We start from the raw sequence: 19477 nt of genomic DNA on the forward strand, positions 1-19477 counted from the left end.
GTCGCTGTCTCCGGTGCTCGCGCTGCCGACGCCGTCATCATTCCGGAACCGGAAGTCGTCGAATACGTCCGCGTCTGCGATGCAGCCGGCACCGGCTTCTTCTACATCCCGGGCAGCGAGACCTGCCTGAAGATCGGCGGTTACGCTCGCTTCGAAATCAAGAGCGACTGGTACGACGATGGTGATGATGCCGCGACGTTCTTCAGCCGTGGTGCGCTTCAGGTTTCGTCCTGGACGGACAGCGAATACGGTCCGGTGAAGACGTTCTTCGAATACCACATGGACAGCGATCGCACCGAAGACAACGACGTCGCTGACGCGTACGTCAATCAGGTTTACTTCACCATCGCCGGCCTGAAGATGGGTTACTTCGAGGGCTTTCTCGATAACGGCATCAACGGCGAATCCGACTCTTCTGGCTTGAACTCCAAGTTCGACTCCATCCAGTACACCGGCACTGCCGGCGCCGTTTCCTTCGGTGTCGCCATCGACGAACTGTACAACGATGAAGGCGTCTGGACGGATTGGTACGGCGCAGAATTCGGTATCGAAGCCATGCTCGGCTTCTCTGCCGGCGCGATCGACGCTCAGATCATCGGCTTCTACGATGTCTACTACGAGTCCTTTGGTGTTAACGCTCGCGTGTCCGCCGATGTTGGTGCAGGCACCCTGCAGGCTCGCGGCATCTGGGTTGAGGACAAGTACAGCGGTTACGTCTCCGATTACGGCAACAACGGCTGGAGCGGTCCGGCCAAGTGGGTTGCTGAAGTGTCCTACGCCATGCCGGTTGGCGATAAGCTGACCCTGACGCCGGGCTTCTCGTACCGTGAATACTACGGTGACGACACCAAGTGGAAGGCTGGTCTGACTGCCGACTACGACATCACCGAGACCCTCGCTCTGAAGACCAGCCTGCAGTACACGGACTTCAACGACGATTGGAACTCCAATCTCGACTACAACGGCTGGGATTTCTTGGCTCGTTTCACCGCGTCGTTCTAATCTCCTGACGTAGGGTGATTTGTCTAGTGTGATTTGTTACGCAAGGTAAGCATAATCAACTAGATATGACGTTACGACAGCCCGGCGATACTTCGCCGGGCTGTTGAATTGGTCCGATTTTTCGTTTACGCGGCTTGGCTCGATGGGGAGCTCCTGCAGAAGGACTGCCGTCCGCGTTTATACGCTTGATCGGAAGGCAGGATTTGACAGTCCCATTACATAGCGTCAACACGCCAGACCTGAAGTTTCTTGCAGACCGGTATGCCGATACGCTTTGGGAACCGGGCAAGCACAGGGCCAGTTCCCTGTCCTTCGTGATGGAAATCCACGAATACATGATTGCGCATGGCCTGGCGTCTTTTGACGACAGCCTGATCGATTCTTTGATCAGCAACTTCCGCAGCAAGAAAAACAGAAATTCCACTATAAACAGAAAGCTCGCCGCGCTATACAAAGTGCTGAAAAAAGCAGAGCGCAGTGGTTTGATTACGCGGTTACCCTCATATGTTCGCCTTCAGGAGAAGAACGGACGAATCCGGTTCTTCACCAGGGACGAAGAAGCGTCCTTCTTTTCCGAGATGGCAAAGCGCAATGACGACCATTTTCGGTTGTGCGTGTTCCTGATCGACACGGGCGCGCGCGTCGGCGAGGCGCTGTCGCTGAAATGGAGCGACGTGACGCCCGACCGGGCCACTTTCTGGATCACCAAGTCGGGCCGCAGCCGCACCATTCCGCTCACCGCACGCGCAAGCGAAGCCGTCTTTTGCAGGGATTCCACCGGCGGCCCCTTTGCAATGATCAAGTATCCGAAGTTTCTCTATGACTGGAATGCGGTCAAGAAAACGATTGGACTTGAGAGCGACAAGCAACTCGTCCCGCATATCCTGCGTCACACCTGTGCCTCCCGCTTGGTCCAGGCTGGTATTGATCTGCGCCGTGTCCAGACGTTTCTCGGGCATCAGACGATCCAGATGACCTTACGCTACGCGCACCTGGCCACGAACGATCTCAATCAGTGCGTGGCTGCGCTGGAGGATTTCGGGCAGGAAAAGCCTGTCTTGTCCAGGACTTCCGACCGCGAGGGAACCTTCGATCGCCGCGCCCCGCAGCCTTCGACACCGACCGAGCCGCCTGCGAGCAACCAACGGTCCGACGACGCGATCCTGCCCCGCAAGACGGTTTGACCGAGCGCGCGTCCCGATCTCAGACGTGTCAGTCTTTATTTCGTAATACTTTGACGTTTCCAACAGTCGCATGAGAGCGACGGTTGAGACTATCGCCGCGCAACGCTGGGTGTCGTCTCAATTCCGCGTCGATTTCGTCGCCGATCCGCGGTGACAGCCCTTTTCGAGACGCCCCTCAAGCCCGCCAAACGACCATCCAACGACGCATTGCGGATGACCGCTCGAATGATTCGCAGCCTGGCCGGTTCGAATCACCGTTGTTCCGGCGCTGTTGATTAAGCGTGACATCGGTCCGGTCTCACGCTACGTTGCCTGCAGCTCTCGGGCGCAAGCCCGGTCTGCCAGCGGGAGAGAGCCGAAAGGCCGCCGAAGGGGAAATCGCCCGAAATCTCTCAGGCAAAAGGAACCGCTGGCAGGGCAAGGCACTCTGGAAAGTCGGGATTCGCGTCCCGCGCCGAAGGTGTAAGCATTCTCGTCAATTGGGCGGAAATGCGAGTCTCTCAGGCTTCCGACAGAGGGGCACATCCGGTCATCGCCGATGGCCGGACAGTGCTGACTGACGGAAAGGGTGTCGATGACCGAGAGCGAATCGCTGAAACAACTGCCACTGCAAGCCCTGCACGAGCGTGCCGGCGCGAAATTCGCGCCTTTCGCCGGCTGGTCAATGCCTGTCTCCTATCCGCTCGGCGTGTTGAAGGAGCATCTGCACACACGTGAGCATGCGGGCCTCTTCGATATCTCCCACATGCGCCTGATCGAGGTCGCGGGCCCGGATGCGGCCGACCTGGTCGCTCGCCTGTGCCCTGTCGAGGTGGCGAGCCAGTCTCTGGGCGCCTGCAAATACACGTTTCTGCTGAACGACAATGCGGGAATCATCGACGATTTGATCGTCACGCGGCTAGCCGATGATCGCTTCATGATCGTCGCCAATGCCGGCCGCGCCGAGACCGACGAGGCGTGGATCAGGACGGTCGCCGCGGAGCATGACGTCTCGATCGAGGCGCTCGACCGCGTGTTCCTCGCATTGCAGGGACCCTACGCGGCTGCCGTGATGGCGGAAACGGGCTTCGACGTGTCGGACATGCGCTTCATGAGCGGTGGCGAACCTCGCCCGGGCTGGTTCATGACCCGGTCCGGCTATACCGGAGAGGACGGGTTCGAGATCGCCATGCCGCTCGATCGCGCCGAAACCTTCGCCGAAACGCTTGCCGCCGACGAACGCGTGTCCTGGATCGGCCTTGCCGCTCGCGACAGCTTGCGCCTCGAGGCCGGACTTTGCCTCTATGGCAACGATCTTGACGAAACGACAGATCCGGTCAGCGCCGGTCTGACATGGGCAATCCCGAAGACCCTGCGCGCGGGCGGAAGCTATGTCGGCGCGTCACGGCTCGCGGAAATATTCGCGTCAGGACCCGATGAGAAGCGCGTGGGCCTTCAGGCCGAAGGTCGCCAACCGGTGCGCGCCGGCGCACCGCTCACCGTTTCCGACGGCAAGCCGGCCGGCCGGGTCACCTCCGGCGGTTTCGGACCCTCAGTCGAACACCCGGTCGCCATGGGCTATGTGCGCGCGGACCTCGCGCAAACCGGCACCGTGCTGTCCGCCGACGTGCGCGGCCGCCCGATCGCAATGCATGTGACCAAGCTCCCCTTCATCACCAAACGCAGCCAGAAAGGATGACCCCCTTGAGCACCACCTATTACACGGAAGACCATGAGTGGATCCGCGTCGAGAACGGCGTGGCGACGGTCGGCATCACCGATCATGCGCAGGAGCAGCTCGGCGACCTCGTCTTCATCGACCTCCCCTCGCCCGGCGCCAGCGTTTCGAAGGGCGACGCGCTCGTGGTGGTGGAATCGGTCAAGGCGGCGTCCGACGTCTATGCCCCTGTCGACGGTGAGGTGAAGAGCGTCAACGAAGCGCTGACCTCCGAACCGGGGCTCGTGAACTCTGCCGCCGAGGGCGACGGCTGGCTCTGGTCGATGAGCATCGCCGACGAAAGCCAGCTCGAAGGGCTGATGGACGCCGAAACCTACAAAAAATCGCTGGATTGAGGCGCGCGATGACCGGATTTGCAAGCCGTCACATCGGCCTGTCCCAGGCCGACATTCGCGCCATGCTGACCACGATCGGCATTCCTTCCGTGGAGACGCTCGTCGCCGAAACCGTGCCGGCGGCCATCCGGCTGAACCGGCCGCTCGACCTGCCCGAACCGGCCAGCGAAGCCGAAGCGCTCGCGGAGTTGCAGGCCATGATGGCCCGCAACACCGTGATGAAGAGCTTCATCGGCCAAGGCTATCACGGCTGCCACGTGCCGCCGGTCATCCAGCGCAACCTCTTCGAAAACCCCGCCTGGTACACGGCCTACACGCCCTACCAGCCGGAAATCAGCCAAGGCCGGCTGGAACTTCTCTTTCATTTCCAGACGCTTGTGGCTGAGCTGACCGGTCTTCCGGTCGCATCGGCCTCGCTGCTCGACGAAGCGACCGCGGTGGTCGAGGCCATCGGCGTGGCGCAGCGGCAGCACCGCGACAAGCGCCGCGAGATCGTGTTCGCCAACACGCCGCATCCTCAGACGCTGGACGTGGTCAAGACGCGCTGCCATGCGGTCGGGCTGTCGATAGCGGACGAAATCGGCGCCGACACCGCGGCGCTGATCGTCTCCTGGCCGGACACGGCCGGTGTCTTCGGCGAGCATGGCGACGCGATCTCGCAGGCGAAGGAGGCTGGAGCGCTTGTCGTCGCCGTCGCCGACCCGTTGGCGCTGACACTCGTCGAGACCCCGGCCTCCTGGGGTGCCGACATCGCGGTCGGCTCGATGCAGCGTTTCGGCGTCCCGCTCGGATATGGCGGTCCGCATGCCGGCTACATGGCGGTGTCCGAGCCGCTGACGCGCCTGCTGCCCGGCCGCCTCGTCGGCGAATCGGTCGATGCCAAGGGGCGTCCGGCCTATCGCCTGGCGCTGCAGACACGCGAACAGCATATCCGCCGCGACAAGGCGACCTCCAACATCTGCACTGCACAGGCGCTCCTCGCCAACATGGCCGCGGCCTTCGCCATCTGGCACGGGCCGGACGGATTGCGCGCCATCGCGAACCATGCGCATGGCTTCGCCGCGCGCTTCGCAGCCGCCATGGCCGCAAAAGGCCATACGGTCGTCGGACCGCGTTTCTTCGATACCGTTTCCGTAAGCGTGCCCGGCAAGGCGCTTCAGATCGCGCTTGCCTCAGAGCAGAACGGCCGATTGCTGAGAGTGATCGACGGCGGCACCGTCTCGGTCGCTTTCGACGAAACCGCCACCGAGAGTGACCTCGTGGAGATCGCGGCGCTGTTTGGTGCCGAAGCGCCCGAGACCGCCGATCCTGTGCTGCCGTCCCTGCGTGACGGCGCGCAGTTCCTGACCCAGCCGGTCTTCCACGAGAACCGCTCGGAAACCGAGATGATGCGGTTCCTGCGAAAACTGGCCGACAAGGATCTGGCGCTCGACCGGGCGATGATTCCGCTCGGTTCATGCACGATGAAGCTCAACGCAGCCGCCGAGATGGCGCCGGTGAGTTGGGAGACTGTGGCTGACATCCATCCCTTCGCGCCGCGCTCGCATGCCGAGGGATATCGCGACATGTTCGTCGATCTGGAGCGCTGGCTCGGCGAGATCACCGGTCTCGACGCCGTGTCGCTGCAGCCAAATGCCGGCAGCCAGGGCGAATATGCGGGCTTGCTTGCGATCCGCCGCTATCACGAATCGCGTGGCGACATGGCTCGCACGGTCTGCCTGATCCCCTCCTCCGCTCACGGCACAAACCCGGCCTCGGCGCATGTCGCGGGGCTGGACGTGGTGGTGGTCAAATGCACCGACACCGGTGACGTCGACATCGCGGACCTGCGCGACAAGGCACAGGCCCATGGCGACCGGCTGGCCGGCCTGATGATCACCTATCCCTCGACGCATGGCGTGTTCGAGGAAGGCATCGGCGAGATCTGCGACATCGTCCATGAGCATGGCGGACAGGTCTATCTCGACGGCGCCAATTTGAATGCGCTGGTCGGGCTTGCACGGCTTGGCGACTTTGGCGCTGACGTCTGCCACATGAACCTGCACAAGACATTCTGCATTCCGCATGGTGGCGGGGGCCCGGGCATCGGCCCGATCGGCGTGAAGGCGCATCTGGCGCCGTTCCTGCCGGGGCATATTTCCGAAGGCACGGAAAGCGCGGTCGCGGCGGCCGACCATGGCAGCGCCTCGATCCTGCCGATCACCTGGATGTATATTCGGATGATGGGCGCTTCGGGGCTGAAGCGGGCGTCGGAGATGGCGATCCTGTCGGCGAATTACATCGCCACCCGGCTCGAGCCGCATTTTCCGGTGCTCTACAAGGGCAAGAGAGGCCGTGTCGCGCATGAATGCATCCTCGACACGCGCGTCTTCAAGCATTCCGCGAGCGTGACGGTCGAAGACATCGCCAAGCGGCTGATCGATTACGGCTTCCATGCGCCGACCATGTCGTGGCCGGTGGCCGGCACCCTGATGGTCGAACCGACCGAATCGGAGCCGAAGCGCGAGCTCGACCGCTTCTGCGACGCGATGATCTCGATTGCGGGTGAAGCCGACCGGATCGCCAAGGACGACTGGCCGCGCAGCGACAACCCGCTCGTCAACGCGCCGCATACGGCCGACGACGTGATGGCGGATGACTGGTCGCATCCCTATCCGCGCAAGCTCGCAGCGACTCCGGACGGGGGAGACGCCGTCTCGAAATACTGGCCGCCGGTGTCGCGCGTCGATAATGTCTATGGCGACCGGAACCTGGTGTGCACCTGCCCGCCGGTCGAAAGCTACGCCGCGAACGGTTGACCGCCGCGCGCGCCTCAAACGCGCGCAAATGTCGGGGGCGTCGGCTGACACATTGATTCAGCCGGCGCGCTCAACCTCTTGTTCCTGAGTCCCTTTCGCTGAATTTGGCCGAGCGCCAGCGGGTCTTTGCTTTCAGACCACCGCGAATTGCGCTTCACCGTTCGGATACCCTGTGAAAATATGACGATGCGAAGCTGATCGGCAGGAGTCCGCTGCTTCGACGGAGCCGCGAGGGGCACAGGGACAGATGCAAAGCGACACGGACACCACGCCAGTCACCGCGGATGCGATGACGGGACAGCGGGAGACCGCGGCCACGCATATGGTGGGCGGGGTTCCGGTGGCGACGATGAACATGACTGTCGAAGAAGTGATCGGCTCGCTGCGCGGGCGCAAGTTCGACTGTGCCGACACCGTGTTCGTCACCGACGACGAGGGACGGCTGGAGGGCATCGTGCGGGTCAACGACCTGTTCTCGGAGGCGGATTGCCGGATCGGCGAGATCATGGAGGAGGAGCACGAGGCGGTGCGTCCCGACGACGACCAGGAGGCGATCGCCGTCCTCGCCATGGAACTCAACATGATCGCGGTTCCGGTGGTCGGCGACGACGGACGGCTGCTCGGGGCGGTGCCGCCGGAAGCGCTGCTGAAGATCCTGCGCGCCGAGCACATGGAAGACCTGCAGCGCCTTGCCGGCATCAATCCGCATGAGCGCGGCGGTGACGTCGCCCTGAACGCGCCACTTGCCAACCGCATCCGCCGCCGCCTGCCCTGGCTGCTGTTCGGCCTGTTCGCCTCGTCGATCATCACCGTCGTGATGGCCGGCTTCGAGCATTCCCTGTCGACGAATGTCTCGGTCGCCTTCTTCGTGCCGGCCATCGTCTACATCGCCGGCGCCATCGGCACGCAGGCGGTCTCGGTCGCGGTGCGCGGCCTGCTCGACGAGGACATCCACATCTTCAGCCTGTTGCGCGGCGAATTGCTGGTCGGAACCGGCATCGGCACGGTGCTCGGGCTGATCTCGGCGGTTCTCGTCATGGCAAGCTTCGGCGATCACCGGCTGGCCGCGGCGGTCGGACTGGCCGTGCTCGGCGGCGGCATCGTCTCGGCGGTGGTCGGATTCGGACTGCCTTGGGCGTTCACGCGGTTCGGCTCCGATCCCGCGCTCGGCAGCGGCCCCATCTGCACGATCATCCAGGACGTCTCCAGCCTGCTGATCTACTTCTTCTTCGTGACCGTGTTGCTGTAGACCGGCTGACAGACGCCACGATCGCGCAGGTTCGGGGCCAGGCGCGTGCCCCGATACTCAATTCCTCTTCGTCACAGTTGGCAAAAGCGCAGCGGCATGCGTAGAAGAACGCAGCATCGCGACGAACAAACCAGCCGGGCGGACCATGGAAACAGACCAGAATTTCAATCTCGCCGTCTTGTTCATGGAAAGCGCACGACGACGGCCGAACGACATCGCCGTCCGGGCCGGCAAGCGGCAGTTTACCCGCGGCATGATCGCCTCGATGGCGCTGAAGATTGCCGTGGAACTGCAAAAGCACGGCATCAAGCGCGGCTCGCGCGTCGCCATCGAGCGGAATTTCGCGTTTCTCGAACTGGCCGCCACGTTCGCGGTCGGGATGCTCGGCGCGACCTGGATTCCGGCGAGCGCCAGCCTGCGCAAGCATCGTGAGAGCCTTGGCGTGAACCTTACGCTGTGCGAGGCCGGATTGCGCGGCAAGTCGGATTGGCCGGCCTTCGCGGCCGAACACAACAAGGCTCTCGTGATGGAGCCGGGCTGGTTCAAGGCCGACCAGTCGGTGAACAAGCGATTCGAGGATTTCGAAGGCTATGCCAGTCCCGACGATTGCTGCTGCATCGTCGCGTCGTCGGGCACGACGGGGACGCCGAAGCTCATCCCCTACTCCCACCGGCTCGTCCACGGGCGCTACATGTCGATCAGCCGGACGTCGGACATCTATCCGGGGAAACGCCATTTCATCGGGTTTCCCGTGCTGGGATCGTTCTGGCCGGAAGTCATGGCGATCCTGTTGTGCAACGGGACGTTTCTCGCCAAGGCCAATGTGAACGCTCCGGACCTGGACACCGTTCTCGGCTCGCCCCAGCAACTCACCGGCCTCTTCCAGCAGCGCGACAAGCACAATCTGACGCGGCCTCTGAGCATGGTGATCGTCGGCGGCGGTCGGCCAAGTCCGGCTCTGTTCAAGACCCTGCAGGCAAAATCGAAGGCGATCAGGCTTCGCTACGGCTCGACCGAAGCGGGCACGACCTGCACCAAGGACATCGCGCCCGGCGATCCGCTGCCCGACAGCACCGGCGCGCCGGTGCCGGGCAGCGAGGTCCAGATCGTCGATGGCGACACCGTGCTGCCGCCCGGCGAGACCGGCGAAGTGCGCGTGCGCTCCAACCGGCTGATTTCGGGCTACCTGATCGGCGGGGACGCCAACAGCCTGCGCGACGGCTGGTTCTACCCGGGCGACCTTGGCAGCCTCACCGAGGCGGGCGAACTCGTGATCGAAGGGCGCATCGACGACGTCATGAACATCGGCGGGATCAAGGTGAACGCCCAGCAGGTCGACCAGGCCCTGGAAGGGGTCGCGGGCGTGGCCGACGGCGCCGCCTTCGCCGACTTCAACGAGGCGCAGAACTCGTTTCTCGCGGTGCTGGCCGTTTTGGAACCGGGCGCCGACATGGAGACCGTTCGAACGCCGATCATCGACGCCGTCAACGAGGCACTGGGCCGGCCGGTCAAGTTCCGGCTCTATTCCGGCCCTTCGGTTCCGCGCAACGAAAACGGCAAGGTGATGCGCAAGGCGGTGACCGAGATGGCGTCGGAGCTCACCCCGGTCGAACTCGCCAACAGGACCTGACGGGACGCCGCATCCCGGCGCGTTGCCGGCTGACTTGGCCCTGCGCTAACTCCCGGGCGCCCAGTCGGAGCAAACCGGCAGGGACCGGTCGAGCGGCAGCGTGACATGCGCCGCCGCACGCGCTGCGTGGTAGATCGCCGCGACAAGCTCGATGGAACGCACGCCGTCCTCGCCCGTCACCAGAGAAGCGGGCTTGCCGTCGAGATGATCGGCAATCGCCTCGAACTGGCCGACATAGCCGGAGGGGCGTTGCGCGATTTCGGCGTCGATCTCCTCTAGCGCCGCGTCGATCGCAGCCTGCTGGCTGCGGTCGCGCGCGGAGAATGTCCAGGTGTCCGCGCCCGGCGCATAGGGGTTGGAACCGCTTTCCGCGCTGAGACGGTCGAAGACGAGGCGCAGCCGCGAGCGGTCGTCGGCGCCGCCGAGCGTCACCGACGAGGTGACCAACCCGCCGGACGCAGTGCGCATGGAAATCGCCGCGCAATCCTCGGTCTCGATCGGGTTGACCCGCGTGTCGAGGATGGCCGAGACCTCCGTCACCGGACCGAAGAAGGCGGTGACGAGATCATGGATGTGGATGGCATGGCCGAGAACCGCGCCGCCGCGCTCGCTCGCCCATTTGCCGCGCCACGGCACGGCGTAATAGTCCGCACCGCGGTTCCAATGCGTCTCCAGCGTCGCGACCAGCGGCTTGCCGACAAGGCCTCGCTCCTGCAGCGCGGCCAATTGGTAGAGGCCGCGGCCGTAGCGATACTGGAAGATCGGCGCGAACAGGCGGTCAGCGGCCCGCGCGGCCGCCAGCATGCCGTCGGCCTCGGTGACGCTGCCGGCGATCGGTTTCTCGCAGATCACATGCTTGCCCGCCGCAAACGCCTTCAGGGCGACAGGGCCGTGGAGATGAGGTGGCAGGCAGATGTCGATGATGTCGATCTGCGGATCGGCGACAACCGAATCCACGTCGGAAACGACAGCGCAGCCGGCGGCCTTCGCGGCGAGCGCGCCGGCCTTGTCGGCGTCGAGATCGCAGATCGCGACGACGCGGTAGCGGTCCGGCAGGGCGAGATAGCCGTCGAGATGCTGCGCGCCGATGCCCGCGCCGAGGATGGCGACGCCGTACATCACGCGTCCGCCTTCAGGTTTCCGAGCTTCGCCGCGGCCGCCTGCGCCTTCAGCGCCAGTTCCATCACCTTGAAGCAATGCGCCTGGCTCATCGCCGTCTCGGTGCGGTCGCGCACGTCGTTGGCAAGCGCGCCGAAATAGGTGAGCGGCGTCGAGGCGGCGTCGAAGTGTTCGTAGCGCTCGCCATTGACGAGGAAGACGTGATCCGTGCCCGGCCGGCCGACGATGTCGACATATTTGCGCAGTTCGATCGTGCCTTCGGTGCCGAGAATGGTCAGACGCCCGTCGCCCCAGGTCGGCAAGGCGTCGGGCGTGTACCAGTCGACGCGGATATAGCCCTGGCCCTTGTCGCTGCGCAGCAGGATCTCGCCGAAATCCTCAAGCCCCGGATCGCCCGGATTGGCGAAGTTGCCGACGCTGGAGGCGACGATCTCGGCGTCGGTGGAGCCGGTGAAGAACAGGAACTGGTCGATCTGGTGGGAAGCGATGTCGCAGAGGACGCCGCCATACTGATCCTGTTCGAAAAACCAGTCCTCGCGGGTGTGGCGGTTGAGGCGATGGGGGCCGAGGCCGACGGTCTGGACGACCTTTCCGATGGCGCCGGCTTGCACCAGTTCGGCCGCCTTGCCGACGGCCGGCACCTCGAATCGCTCGGAAAAATCAATCGACCAGATGCGGCCCGTCTCGGCGACGCAGGCTTTGATCGCGTCGAGCTGTTCGAGCGTCGTGCAGCCCGGCTTGTCGCTCATGACGTCCTTGCCGGCCTGCATCGCCTCGATGGCGCGGTCGGCGCGCCGCGCGGGGATGTCGGCCATCAGGACGAGGTCAATCTCGGGATCATCGAGCAGTTCTCTACGGTCAGCGACGCGGGGGATATCGGGGAACCGCTTCAGGAAGCCCTCGACGGGCTGCGGATCGCCTTCGGTCCACCAGCCCTTGCAGGTGCAGCCCTGTTCGAGCATGCCGGCCAGCTGGCCGTAGATATGCCGGTGATCGACGCCGATCACGGCGAGTTTGAGGTCACTCATGAGACACCATCGTTGTCAGGTTGAAGTCGAAATCTGTACCGCACGGCCATCGCGCGACGACGCGACCAGCGCGTCGATCAGGCGGTGCACGTCGAGCGCGTCGCGGCCGGAGGGCTCGGGCTCGCCTCCCTGGCGCACGGCGTCGGCGAAACTCGCGATGAGATCGCGATGCCAGCCATGCGGAAAGGCCATCGGGTCGGCGCCGCCGCCGGTTCCCCCGGTTTCGCCGAAGGTCTCCACCCGCCCGTCGCGCCACGACACCGTCAGCGTGCCGGATTGCAGATGCGCGCTCGCCTTGTCGCAATCCAGCGTGATCGATTCCGCGTCTCCGGGGAAGGAGGCGGTCGTCGCCATGACGGCGCCGGGAATGCCGCTTGCGAACCGCATGCCGCCGGCGACGAAATCCTCCGATTCCATCGTGTGGAAACGGGTCGTCGCCGCGACCGCCTGAACCTCGGCCACCGGACCGGTGAGGCTCAGCATCAGGTCGAGCGTATGGATCGCCTGGCTGATCAGCACGCCGCCGCCGTCGCGCTCATAGGTGCCCCTGCCCGGCTCGTCGTAATAGGACTGCTCGCGCCACCAGGGCACGTTCGCTCGCGCAAGGCCGATCTCGCCGAGCGCGCCCTCCGCGAGCAGGCTCCTGAGCTTCTGCGACGCTTCGCGGTAGCGGTGCTGGAATACGATGCCGAGCTTCACGCCGTTCTCGTCGCAGATCCGCACGATCTCCTCGGCCGCCGCCGTCGTGCGCTCGACCGGCTTTTCCATCAGCACGTGCTTGCCGGCTTCGGCGAAGCGGCGGACGATCCCGGTGCGCTGGTTCGGGGGTGTGATCAGAAGGACCGCATCGACCCGCGGATCGGCGGCCAGCGCCTCGATCGAACCGGCCGCCGGGAAGCCGAATTCACGGGCGAATGCCTCACGCTTTTCCGCCGTGCGCGAATAGACGCCGCGCACCTCGATGCTGTCGGCCAGGTCCTGCAGGGCGCGGGCATGCGGTGTCGCCGCCATCCCCGTGCCGATGACGGCAAGCCCGAACTTCGCGTCGCTCATGATGCAAATCCGTTGACGATCACCTTGCCCGAGGCATCGAAGAGATGCATCGACGACCGGTCGAAACGCAGGTGAATGGTCTCGCCGCGATGCACCGGCAACTGGCCGGCCTGATGCACGGTGAGCTGCGGCAGGCCCTCGACGGTGCAGTAGACATAGGTCTCGCCGCCAAGCTGCTCTGTCAGGTCCACCGAAGCGACGATGTCGCCCTCGCCTTCGCCGACGATGACGATGTGTTCCGGCCGCGCGCCGAAGGTGACCTTGTCGCCCGGCTTCATGCCGTCGGCCGCGGGAATGGCGATGCCCTGACCGCCCGCGGACAGCGCCAGTCCGCCATCCTTCGCGACGATCTCGGCGTCCAGCAGGTTCATGCGCGGCGAGCCGATGAAGCCGGCCACGAAGGTGTTCTGCGGCTTGTTGTAGAGGTCGAGCGGCGCGCCGATCTGCTCCACCCGGCCGGCATTGAGGACGACGATCTTGTTGGCGAGCGTCATCGCCTCGATCTGGTCATGCGTCACGTAGATCATCGTGCCGCCGAGCTTGGTGTGCAGGGCCGCGAGCTCCTTGCGCATGGCGACGCGCAGTTCGGCGTCGAGGTTGGAGAGCGGCTCGTCGAACAGGAAGGCCTTGGGATCGCGCACGATGGCGCGGCCGATGGCGACGCGCTGGCGCTGGCCGCCGGACAGCGCCTTCGGCCGGCGCTTCAGGTAGGGCGTGATCTGCAGCATCGCCGCCGCCTCGTTGACGCGGTTCTCGATCTCGGCGCGCGGCATGCGCGAATTCTCGAGCCCGAAGGCCATGTTCTTGTAGACCGACATGTGCGGATAGAGCGCGTAGGACTGGAACACCATAGCCAGCCCGCGCTCGGACGCCGGGATCGTGTTGACGACGTTTCCGTCGATCACCACGTCGCCGCCGGTCACCTTCTCGAGGCCTGCGATGATGCGCAGGAGCGTGGACTTGCCGCAGCCGGACGGGCCGACGAAGACGACGAATTCGCCGCTCGCGACATGCAGGTCGATGCCGTGGATCACCTCCACGTCGCCATAGGCCTTGACGACGTTGTTCAGCCGAATTTCCGTCACGGGTTGGGTTTCCTTTTCACTATCGGCTCCGGGCCATGGCGGCCTGGCGCGGCTCGGCGCGTTGCATGCGCAGGGGCGGCATGCCGGCGAGGATCTGGCGGATGTCGTCCATCATGACGTCCCGGATGCGCGCATAGGACGCTTCCAGGCCGCCGGCGAGATGGGCCGTGAAGAGCACGTTCGGGGTGTCGCGGAAGGCGGCGTCGGGCGCAACCGGCTCCTCCGGGAACACGTCGACGGCGGCGCGGAACCTGCCCTGTCCGGCGAGTTCGAGAAAGGCGTCGAACGCCACGACCTCGGCGCGCGAGCCGAGGATGACGCATGCGTCGTCCGGGATCGTCTCAAGCTTCGCGCGGTCGAGAAAGCCCTCGTTCTCGCTGGTCACGCCGGCCAGCACGAAGAGGAAGCGGCTTTGGCCCAGCACCTCGTCAAGCGAGGCGGGCACGACGCCCTGGGTTTCCAGATAGCGGTCCGACAGCCACGGATCGTGCACGGTGACGCGGCAGCCGAAGGGCTTGAGCAGAGGCGTCAGCGCCCGGCCGAGATTGCCGAAGCCGATCAGGCCGACCGGCGCGTCGTAGAGGCTGTAGGCACGGCCGTTGCCGGCGATGCCGTATTTCTCCTCGCCCGCCCTGAACAGCCTGTCGCCGGCCGGCAGGCCGCGCGCCAGCGCGATCGCCTGGCCGAGGCAATATTCGGCGACAGCAGGCGCCATGGCGGGCGCCGCCGACAGGACATGGATTCCGCGGCGCTGGCATTCGGCGTAGTCGACATTGGGTTCCCAGTTCGCCTTGACGTTGAGGATCGCCTTCAGTTTCGGCGCGCGATCGAGGCGGTCCTTTCCCATCGCGGTCTGGCCGACGACGATCTCGACATCGGCGAGCACGCTCTCGACGAGATCGTCCGGGGCGCGCGAGCCGAAATGGGTGACCAGCGTGGAAATGCGGCCGAGCTCGTCGGCGACGTCCGGCGTGAACACCATCGCCTCGTTGCGCGGAAAGGGATCGAACAGGATCAGGGGCTTTTCGTGGATCATTTCATGCCGCTCGATGCGATGCCGGTGGTGATGAAGCGCTGCAGGAAGGCGAAGACCAGCGTTACCGGAATGAGCGCGATCACCGTCATGGCGAGGACGTAGTGCCATTGCACGTCGAGCTCGCCCTGGAAGGCGTTGAGGCCGATCTGCAGCGTGTAGACCTCGGAGCGGTTGAGCACGATCAGGGGCCAGAGGAAGTCGTTCCAGCGCCACATGACCGAGAAGATCGCCAGCACGGCAATGGCGGGCAGCGACAATGGCAGAACGATGCGCCAGTAGATCGACCATTCCGACGCCCTGTCCATGCGCGCCGCCTCGATCAGGTCGCGCGGGATGGTGAGCATGTATTGGCGCAGCAGGAAGACGCCGGTCGGCGTCGCCGCGCCGGGCAGGATGACGGCCCACAGCGTGTTGACCATGCCGAGCTCGGTCACGACCAGATAAGCCGGCACCAGGATGATCGTGATCGGGATCATCAGCGTGCCGATGACGAACAGCATGACCGCGTTCCGGCCACGGAACTCGTAGATCGACAGGCCGAAGGCGGCCATGGAGTTGATCAGCAGCGTGACCAGGGTGGCCACTGTCGTCACAACCACGGAATTCTTCAGATAGGTCAGGAAGTTGAAGCGCTCCAGCGGGCGCGTGTAGTTCTCCCAGGCGACGCGGAACTCGCGGATCGGCTCGCGGCTGGCGATCGGCACCTTGATCGTTTCGCCGGGCACTGCCGGATCGACCATCTGGGCGATGATGCCGATGCGGCGCACCTGCGCCAGTTCGCGCACGGAGCCGTCCTCCATCGTCACCTTGAACATCAGGAGCGGATCGTCATAGCCCTCCACCGTCTGCTCGATCTGGCCGAGCGGCAGAAGCGTCGGCGGGAATTCCAGCAGGCCGGCCGGCGTCTTGAAGGACGACAGCACCAGCCAGACGACTGGGAAGAACATCAGGAACACGCCGAAGACGAGATAGGTCCAGGTGAACACGTCCGTCCAGTGCCAGGAACGGCCGCCGCGACGGGCGGTCAGCATCGCGCCGAGACTACGGGGTTGGGTAACGTCAGCCATGGCCTAGCCGTCCTTGCGCCGCGTGGCGGCGAGTTGCATGAGGGTCAACACGAACAGCACGACGCCGAGCACCACCGAGGCGGCGGCCGCGAGGCCGAAATTCTGCACCTGGTTGGTGAAGCCGGTGTTGTAGATGTACTGGACGATGAACTGCGTCGCCGTGCCGGGGCCGCCGCCGGTCAGCACGAAGACCTCGTCGAAGATCTGCACCGACTTGATGAGCGCCAGGACGAGCACGACCAGAAGGTTCGGCCACAACAAGGGCAGCGTGATGCGGAAGAAGACGCGCTCGCGCTTGGTGCCGTCCATCTCGGCCGCCTCGTAGAGGTCCGGCGGGATCGCCTGCAGGCCGGCCAGCAAGATCAGCGTGTAGAAGCCCATATGCGCCCAGACCGAGACGAAGATCGCCCAGAACATCGACCAGGCGGGATCGACGAAGAACAGCATCTTGTCGATGCCGAAATTGGCGAGGAACGCGTTCAGGACGCCGTCGCGCAGCAGGATCCATTTCCAGATCAACGCGACGACCACCGGCGAGAGAAGCACCGGGAAGAAATAGACCGAACGGAAGAAGCCGCGCGCGCGGATGTTCTGGTTGAGGATCAGCGCGGTGATCAGCGAGAACAGCACCATGAAGCTGACCTGGAAGAACACGAAGACGATCGTGTTGTAGACGGCCTTCCAGAAGCGGTCCTCGCGGCAGGTGTTGGCGTCGAGATAGCTGCCGCAATCCATCAGGTAGCCATATTGCTCGGCGCCGACATAGACCCGGTTCTGCAGGAACAGTTCCGCGCCGCCGGTGAGCGAATAGGCGAAGTTGATGAAGAGCGGGACGACGACGAACAGGCCGAAGAAGGCGAGGTTCGGAAGCAGGAAGATCCACGGCATGCGCGGGATGCCGATCGTGCGCTGCACCCATGACAGCGGGATCTCGAACAGACGGAACAGGAGCTGCACCGGCCATGCGAATACGGCGTTCAGCCGCTCGCCGAAACTGAGCGAGGTGTTGTCGCTGACCGCCATCGGCCAAGTCCTCCGGGAAAGGGTGTCCCGGGCGCCATCGGCGCCCGGGGCAGAGTTCGGGATGATCCGCGCCGCTTACTGGCGCTCTTTCTCCGCGATTTCCTTGGCGACGTCGGCTTCCATGCGGTCATAGGCCTCGTCGAGGGTGATCTCGCCGACGATGGCTTCGCCGAGACGCGAGATCAGCGCGTTGAACATCACGCGGTTGAAGACGTAGCCCTGCAGATCGAAGGCGATCGGCGAGATGCCCGGCACGGCGCCGGCGAAGGTCTCCAGCGCATGCTTGGCGCGCGGATCGTCGGTGGCGAAGTCCACGCCGCCGGCGGCCAGCCCGAGGTGACCCGGGATGAAGAGCGTCTTGCCGTAGAACTCGGCCAGGTTTTCCTCAGCCGACAGGAAGTCCATCAGCTTGCCGACTTCTTCCGGGTGCTCGGTCGTCTTCAGCGCGACGAGCGCCGCACCGCCGGGCATGCCCGTGCAGGCAGCCGGGCCGCAAGGTGCGGGAACCGCCCACCAGTCGAAGGCGTCGCCGATCTTGTCGGCGAATTGCGGGATCTGCCAGGAGCCGGACATGTAGAGGACGACCTGGGCGTTGGCGAAGTCCTCGTTGGCGCCGAGATACTGGTTGCCGGAGACCGACCCCCAGAGTTCCTTGGCCATGGTGCCGTCCTGGTGCCAGTCATAGAGGCGCTGCGTCATCTCCTTCAGGCCATCGTCGACGAGGGCGGGCTTGCCGTCGGCGTCGAACATTTTGGCGCCCATGGAGATCGCCGGACCGGCGACGCGGTGGCCGGAACGGTCCCAGGCCATCGGGATCGGGATGTCGAGCTTGTCGGCGACGGCTTTGGAGGCGGCCGCCCAGTCGTCCCAGGTCGCGCCCTCGCCCGGCATGTCGACTTCAGCCTGCTCGAACAGGGTCTTGTTGACATAGGGACCGGTGACGGTGAGCTGCGTCATGAAGCCGGAGATCGCCTCGCCGTTCGGGTCGAGCCATTTCAGGAACGGTCCGAAATTGTCCTTCCAGTAGCCGGCGTCCGAGATGTAGGGCGTCAGGTCCAGATAGTATTGCGACAGGCCGCCGAGGTCGGTGACGCGGGCAAGGTCCGGGCCCTCGCCGGCGGCGAGCTGCACCGGCAGGCTTTCCAGGATGGCCTTGTAGGGCACGACGTCGAGCGTGACCTTGATGTCCGGATTGGCGGCCTCGAACTTGTCGAGCAGGCCCTGCATGACCTCGCCCTCGATGCCGTCATTGTACCAGGTCATGCGCAGTTCGGTCTCGGCGAGCGCGTTGCCGGCCATCAGGCCGAGCGCCGCGACGCCCAGAACGAGTTTCTTGTGAAGTGCGTTAGTCATGGCATTTCCTCCCTTGGTAACTGGTATACTAGTACACTAACGTGTTTCAGACAAGCCGCTGAACGGCTCTAGCCGGTTTTCTCCCCGTTGCGATGCCCGGTTTCGAAAACGGAATCGACATGCGCCCGAATGACTTCCGCGGCCCCCTCGGCGTCATGGGCGCGGATGCATTCCAGAAGCGCGACATGATCGCGATAGGCCTGCATGGACCGCCCCTTGATCGACGACATCAGCTTCAGCCGGCGTCGATCGACATGCGCCTTGACCGACTGGACCAGATGCCAGGCATTCGGCACGCCCGCCATTTCGGCCAGCGCCTCGTGGAACTGCTCGTCATGGCGAAAGAACGTCATGTAATCGTCGCGCTCCGCCGCCAGCCGCTGGGCCGCAAGGATCGGGGCGAGCACGGCCTCGTCGATGCCGACCGCGGCGAGCCGGCGGGCGACCGCCTCCTCGATCGCGCAGCGGATGAAGACGGATTCGCGCAGCCGCCCCTCGTCATGGGGCGCGACGACGGAGCCCACCTGCGGACGCACGATGATCAGCCCCTCGCCGGAGAGTTGCTGCAGGGCGGCGCGCAGAGGCGTTCTGGAAATGTCGCAGAACCGCGCGATCTCGCTCTCGCTCAGGGCGGCGCCCGGCGGCAGGCGATTGTCGACGATGCGGGTGCGCAAGGCGTCGTAGATCTGCGGCGCGATGGACCGGGACCGGTCGATCTCGATGTCGTCGAGCGCCGGGCCGGGATCGAAACGTTCGGATTCGGAGCTCAGCCGAGGCATGGATGCACCATAGCAGGAT

Annotated in this window: 16 protein-coding genes and 1 riboswitch; of the genes, 7 read left to right on the forward strand and 9 right to left on the reverse strand. The window is 64.7% G+C overall.

The window, feature by feature from the left end; translation table 11 throughout:
* The 7 genes from MRY80_RS13240 to MRY80_RS13270 all read left to right on the forward strand — a co-directional run.
* Window positions 1-1002: porin (locus tag MRY80_RS13240; protein WP_293291496.1), on the forward strand; the 1002-nt coding region annotated here is incomplete at its 5' end.
* 203 nt (window positions 1003-1205) lie between these two features.
* On the forward strand, window positions 1206-2186 hold the full coding sequence (locus MRY80_RS13245; RefSeq protein ID WP_293291497.1) for a site-specific integrase: 981 nt from the start codon (window positions 1206-1208) through the stop codon (window positions 2184-2186).
* A gap of 335 nt (window positions 2187-2521) precedes the next feature.
* Window positions 2522-2605, forward strand: a riboswitch (glycine riboswitch).
* 155 nt (window positions 2606-2760) lie between these two features.
* Window positions 2761-3864, forward strand: coding sequence for a glycine cleavage system aminomethyltransferase GcvT (gene gcvT / locus MRY80_RS13250; protein ID WP_293291498.1), 1104 nt, complete (start codon window positions 2761-2763; stop codon window positions 3862-3864).
* A gap of 5 nt (window positions 3865-3869) precedes the next feature.
* The gene (gene gcvH, locus MRY80_RS13255) at window positions 3870-4238 is read left to right on the forward strand and encodes a glycine cleavage system protein GcvH (RefSeq protein ID WP_293291499.1); all 369 of its coding nucleotides are present in this window, start codon (window positions 3870-3872) and stop codon (window positions 4236-4238) included.
* Between the two features lie 8 nt (window positions 4239-4246).
* Window positions 4247-7036 carry an aminomethyl-transferring glycine dehydrogenase gene (gene gcvP, locus MRY80_RS13260; protein WP_293291500.1) on the forward strand — a complete coding sequence of 930 codons (2790 nt, stop codon included), beginning with the start codon at window positions 4247-4249 and terminating at the stop codon, window positions 7034-7036.
* Between the two features lie 247 nt (window positions 7037-7283).
* Window positions 7284-8285, forward strand: coding sequence for a magnesium transporter (locus MRY80_RS13265; protein WP_293291501.1), 1002 nt, complete (start codon window positions 7284-7286; stop codon window positions 8283-8285).
* A gap of 145 nt (window positions 8286-8430) precedes the next feature.
* Window positions 8431-9915, forward strand: coding sequence for a class I adenylate-forming enzyme family protein (locus MRY80_RS13270; protein WP_293291502.1), 1485 nt, complete (start codon window positions 8431-8433; stop codon window positions 9913-9915).
* 45 nt (window positions 9916-9960) lie between these two features.
* Here the strand turns inward: MRY80_RS13270 and MRY80_RS13275 are convergent, their stop codons facing one another.
* The 9 genes from MRY80_RS13275 to MRY80_RS13315 all read right to left on the reverse strand — a co-directional run bounded on the left by MRY80_RS13275 (window position 9961) and on the right by MRY80_RS13315 (window position 19458).
* Complete coding sequence (locus MRY80_RS13275; RefSeq protein WP_293291503.1) at window positions 9961-11034, reverse strand: Gfo/Idh/MocA family oxidoreductase; 1074 nt, start codon at window positions 11032-11034, stop codon at window positions 9961-9963.
* Window positions 11034-12062 (reverse strand): Gfo/Idh/MocA family oxidoreductase, encoded by a 1029-nt coding sequence (locus MRY80_RS13280; protein WP_293291504.1) that lies wholly within the window; start codon window positions 12060-12062, stop codon window positions 11034-11036. Before MRY80_RS13280 ends, MRY80_RS13275 begins: the two co-directional genes overlap by 1 nt.
* A gap of 15 nt (window positions 12063-12077) precedes the next feature.
* Window positions 12078-13115: a Gfo/Idh/MocA family oxidoreductase gene (locus tag MRY80_RS13285; RefSeq protein WP_293291505.1), complete on the reverse strand. Its 1038-nt coding sequence runs from the start codon at window positions 13113-13115 to the stop codon at window positions 12078-12080.
* The gene (gene ugpC, locus MRY80_RS13290; protein ID WP_293291506.1) at window positions 13112-14200 is read right to left on the reverse strand and encodes a sn-glycerol-3-phosphate ABC transporter ATP-binding protein UgpC; all 1089 of its coding nucleotides are present in this window, start codon (window positions 14198-14200) and stop codon (window positions 13112-13114) included. The genes MRY80_RS13285 and ugpC overlap by 4 nt, the downstream gene beginning before the upstream one ends.
* A gap of 19 nt (window positions 14201-14219) precedes the next feature.
* A complete protein-coding gene (locus MRY80_RS13295; RefSeq protein WP_293291507.1) occupies window positions 14220-15236 on the reverse strand; it encodes an NAD(P)-dependent oxidoreductase in 1017 nt (338 codons plus the stop codon).
* Window positions 15233-16267, reverse strand: a complete 1035-nt coding sequence (locus MRY80_RS13300; protein WP_293291589.1) for a carbohydrate ABC transporter permease — start codon at window positions 16265-16267, stop codon at window positions 15233-15235. Before MRY80_RS13300 ends, MRY80_RS13295 begins: the two co-directional genes overlap by 4 nt.
* A 39-nt stretch (window positions 16268-16306) precedes the next feature.
* Window positions 16307-17326 carry a sugar ABC transporter permease gene (locus MRY80_RS13305; protein WP_293291508.1) on the reverse strand — a complete coding sequence of 340 codons (1020 nt, stop codon included), beginning with the start codon at window positions 17324-17326 and terminating at the stop codon, window positions 16307-16309.
* A gap of 75 nt (window positions 17327-17401) precedes the next feature.
* Window positions 17402-18679, reverse strand: coding sequence for an ABC transporter substrate-binding protein (locus MRY80_RS13310; protein ID WP_293291509.1), 1278 nt, complete (start codon window positions 18677-18679; stop codon window positions 17402-17404).
* A 68-nt stretch (window positions 18680-18747) separates the two neighbouring features.
* On the reverse strand, window positions 18748-19458 hold the full coding sequence (locus tag MRY80_RS13315) for a GntR family transcriptional regulator (RefSeq protein ID WP_293291510.1): 711 nt from the start codon (window positions 19456-19458) through the stop codon (window positions 18748-18750).
* Window positions 19459-19477 lie beyond the last annotated feature (19 nt).

The organism is Oricola sp., assembly GCF_022763245.1.
GTDB lineage: Bacteria > Pseudomonadota > Alphaproteobacteria > Rhizobiales > Rhizobiaceae > Oricola.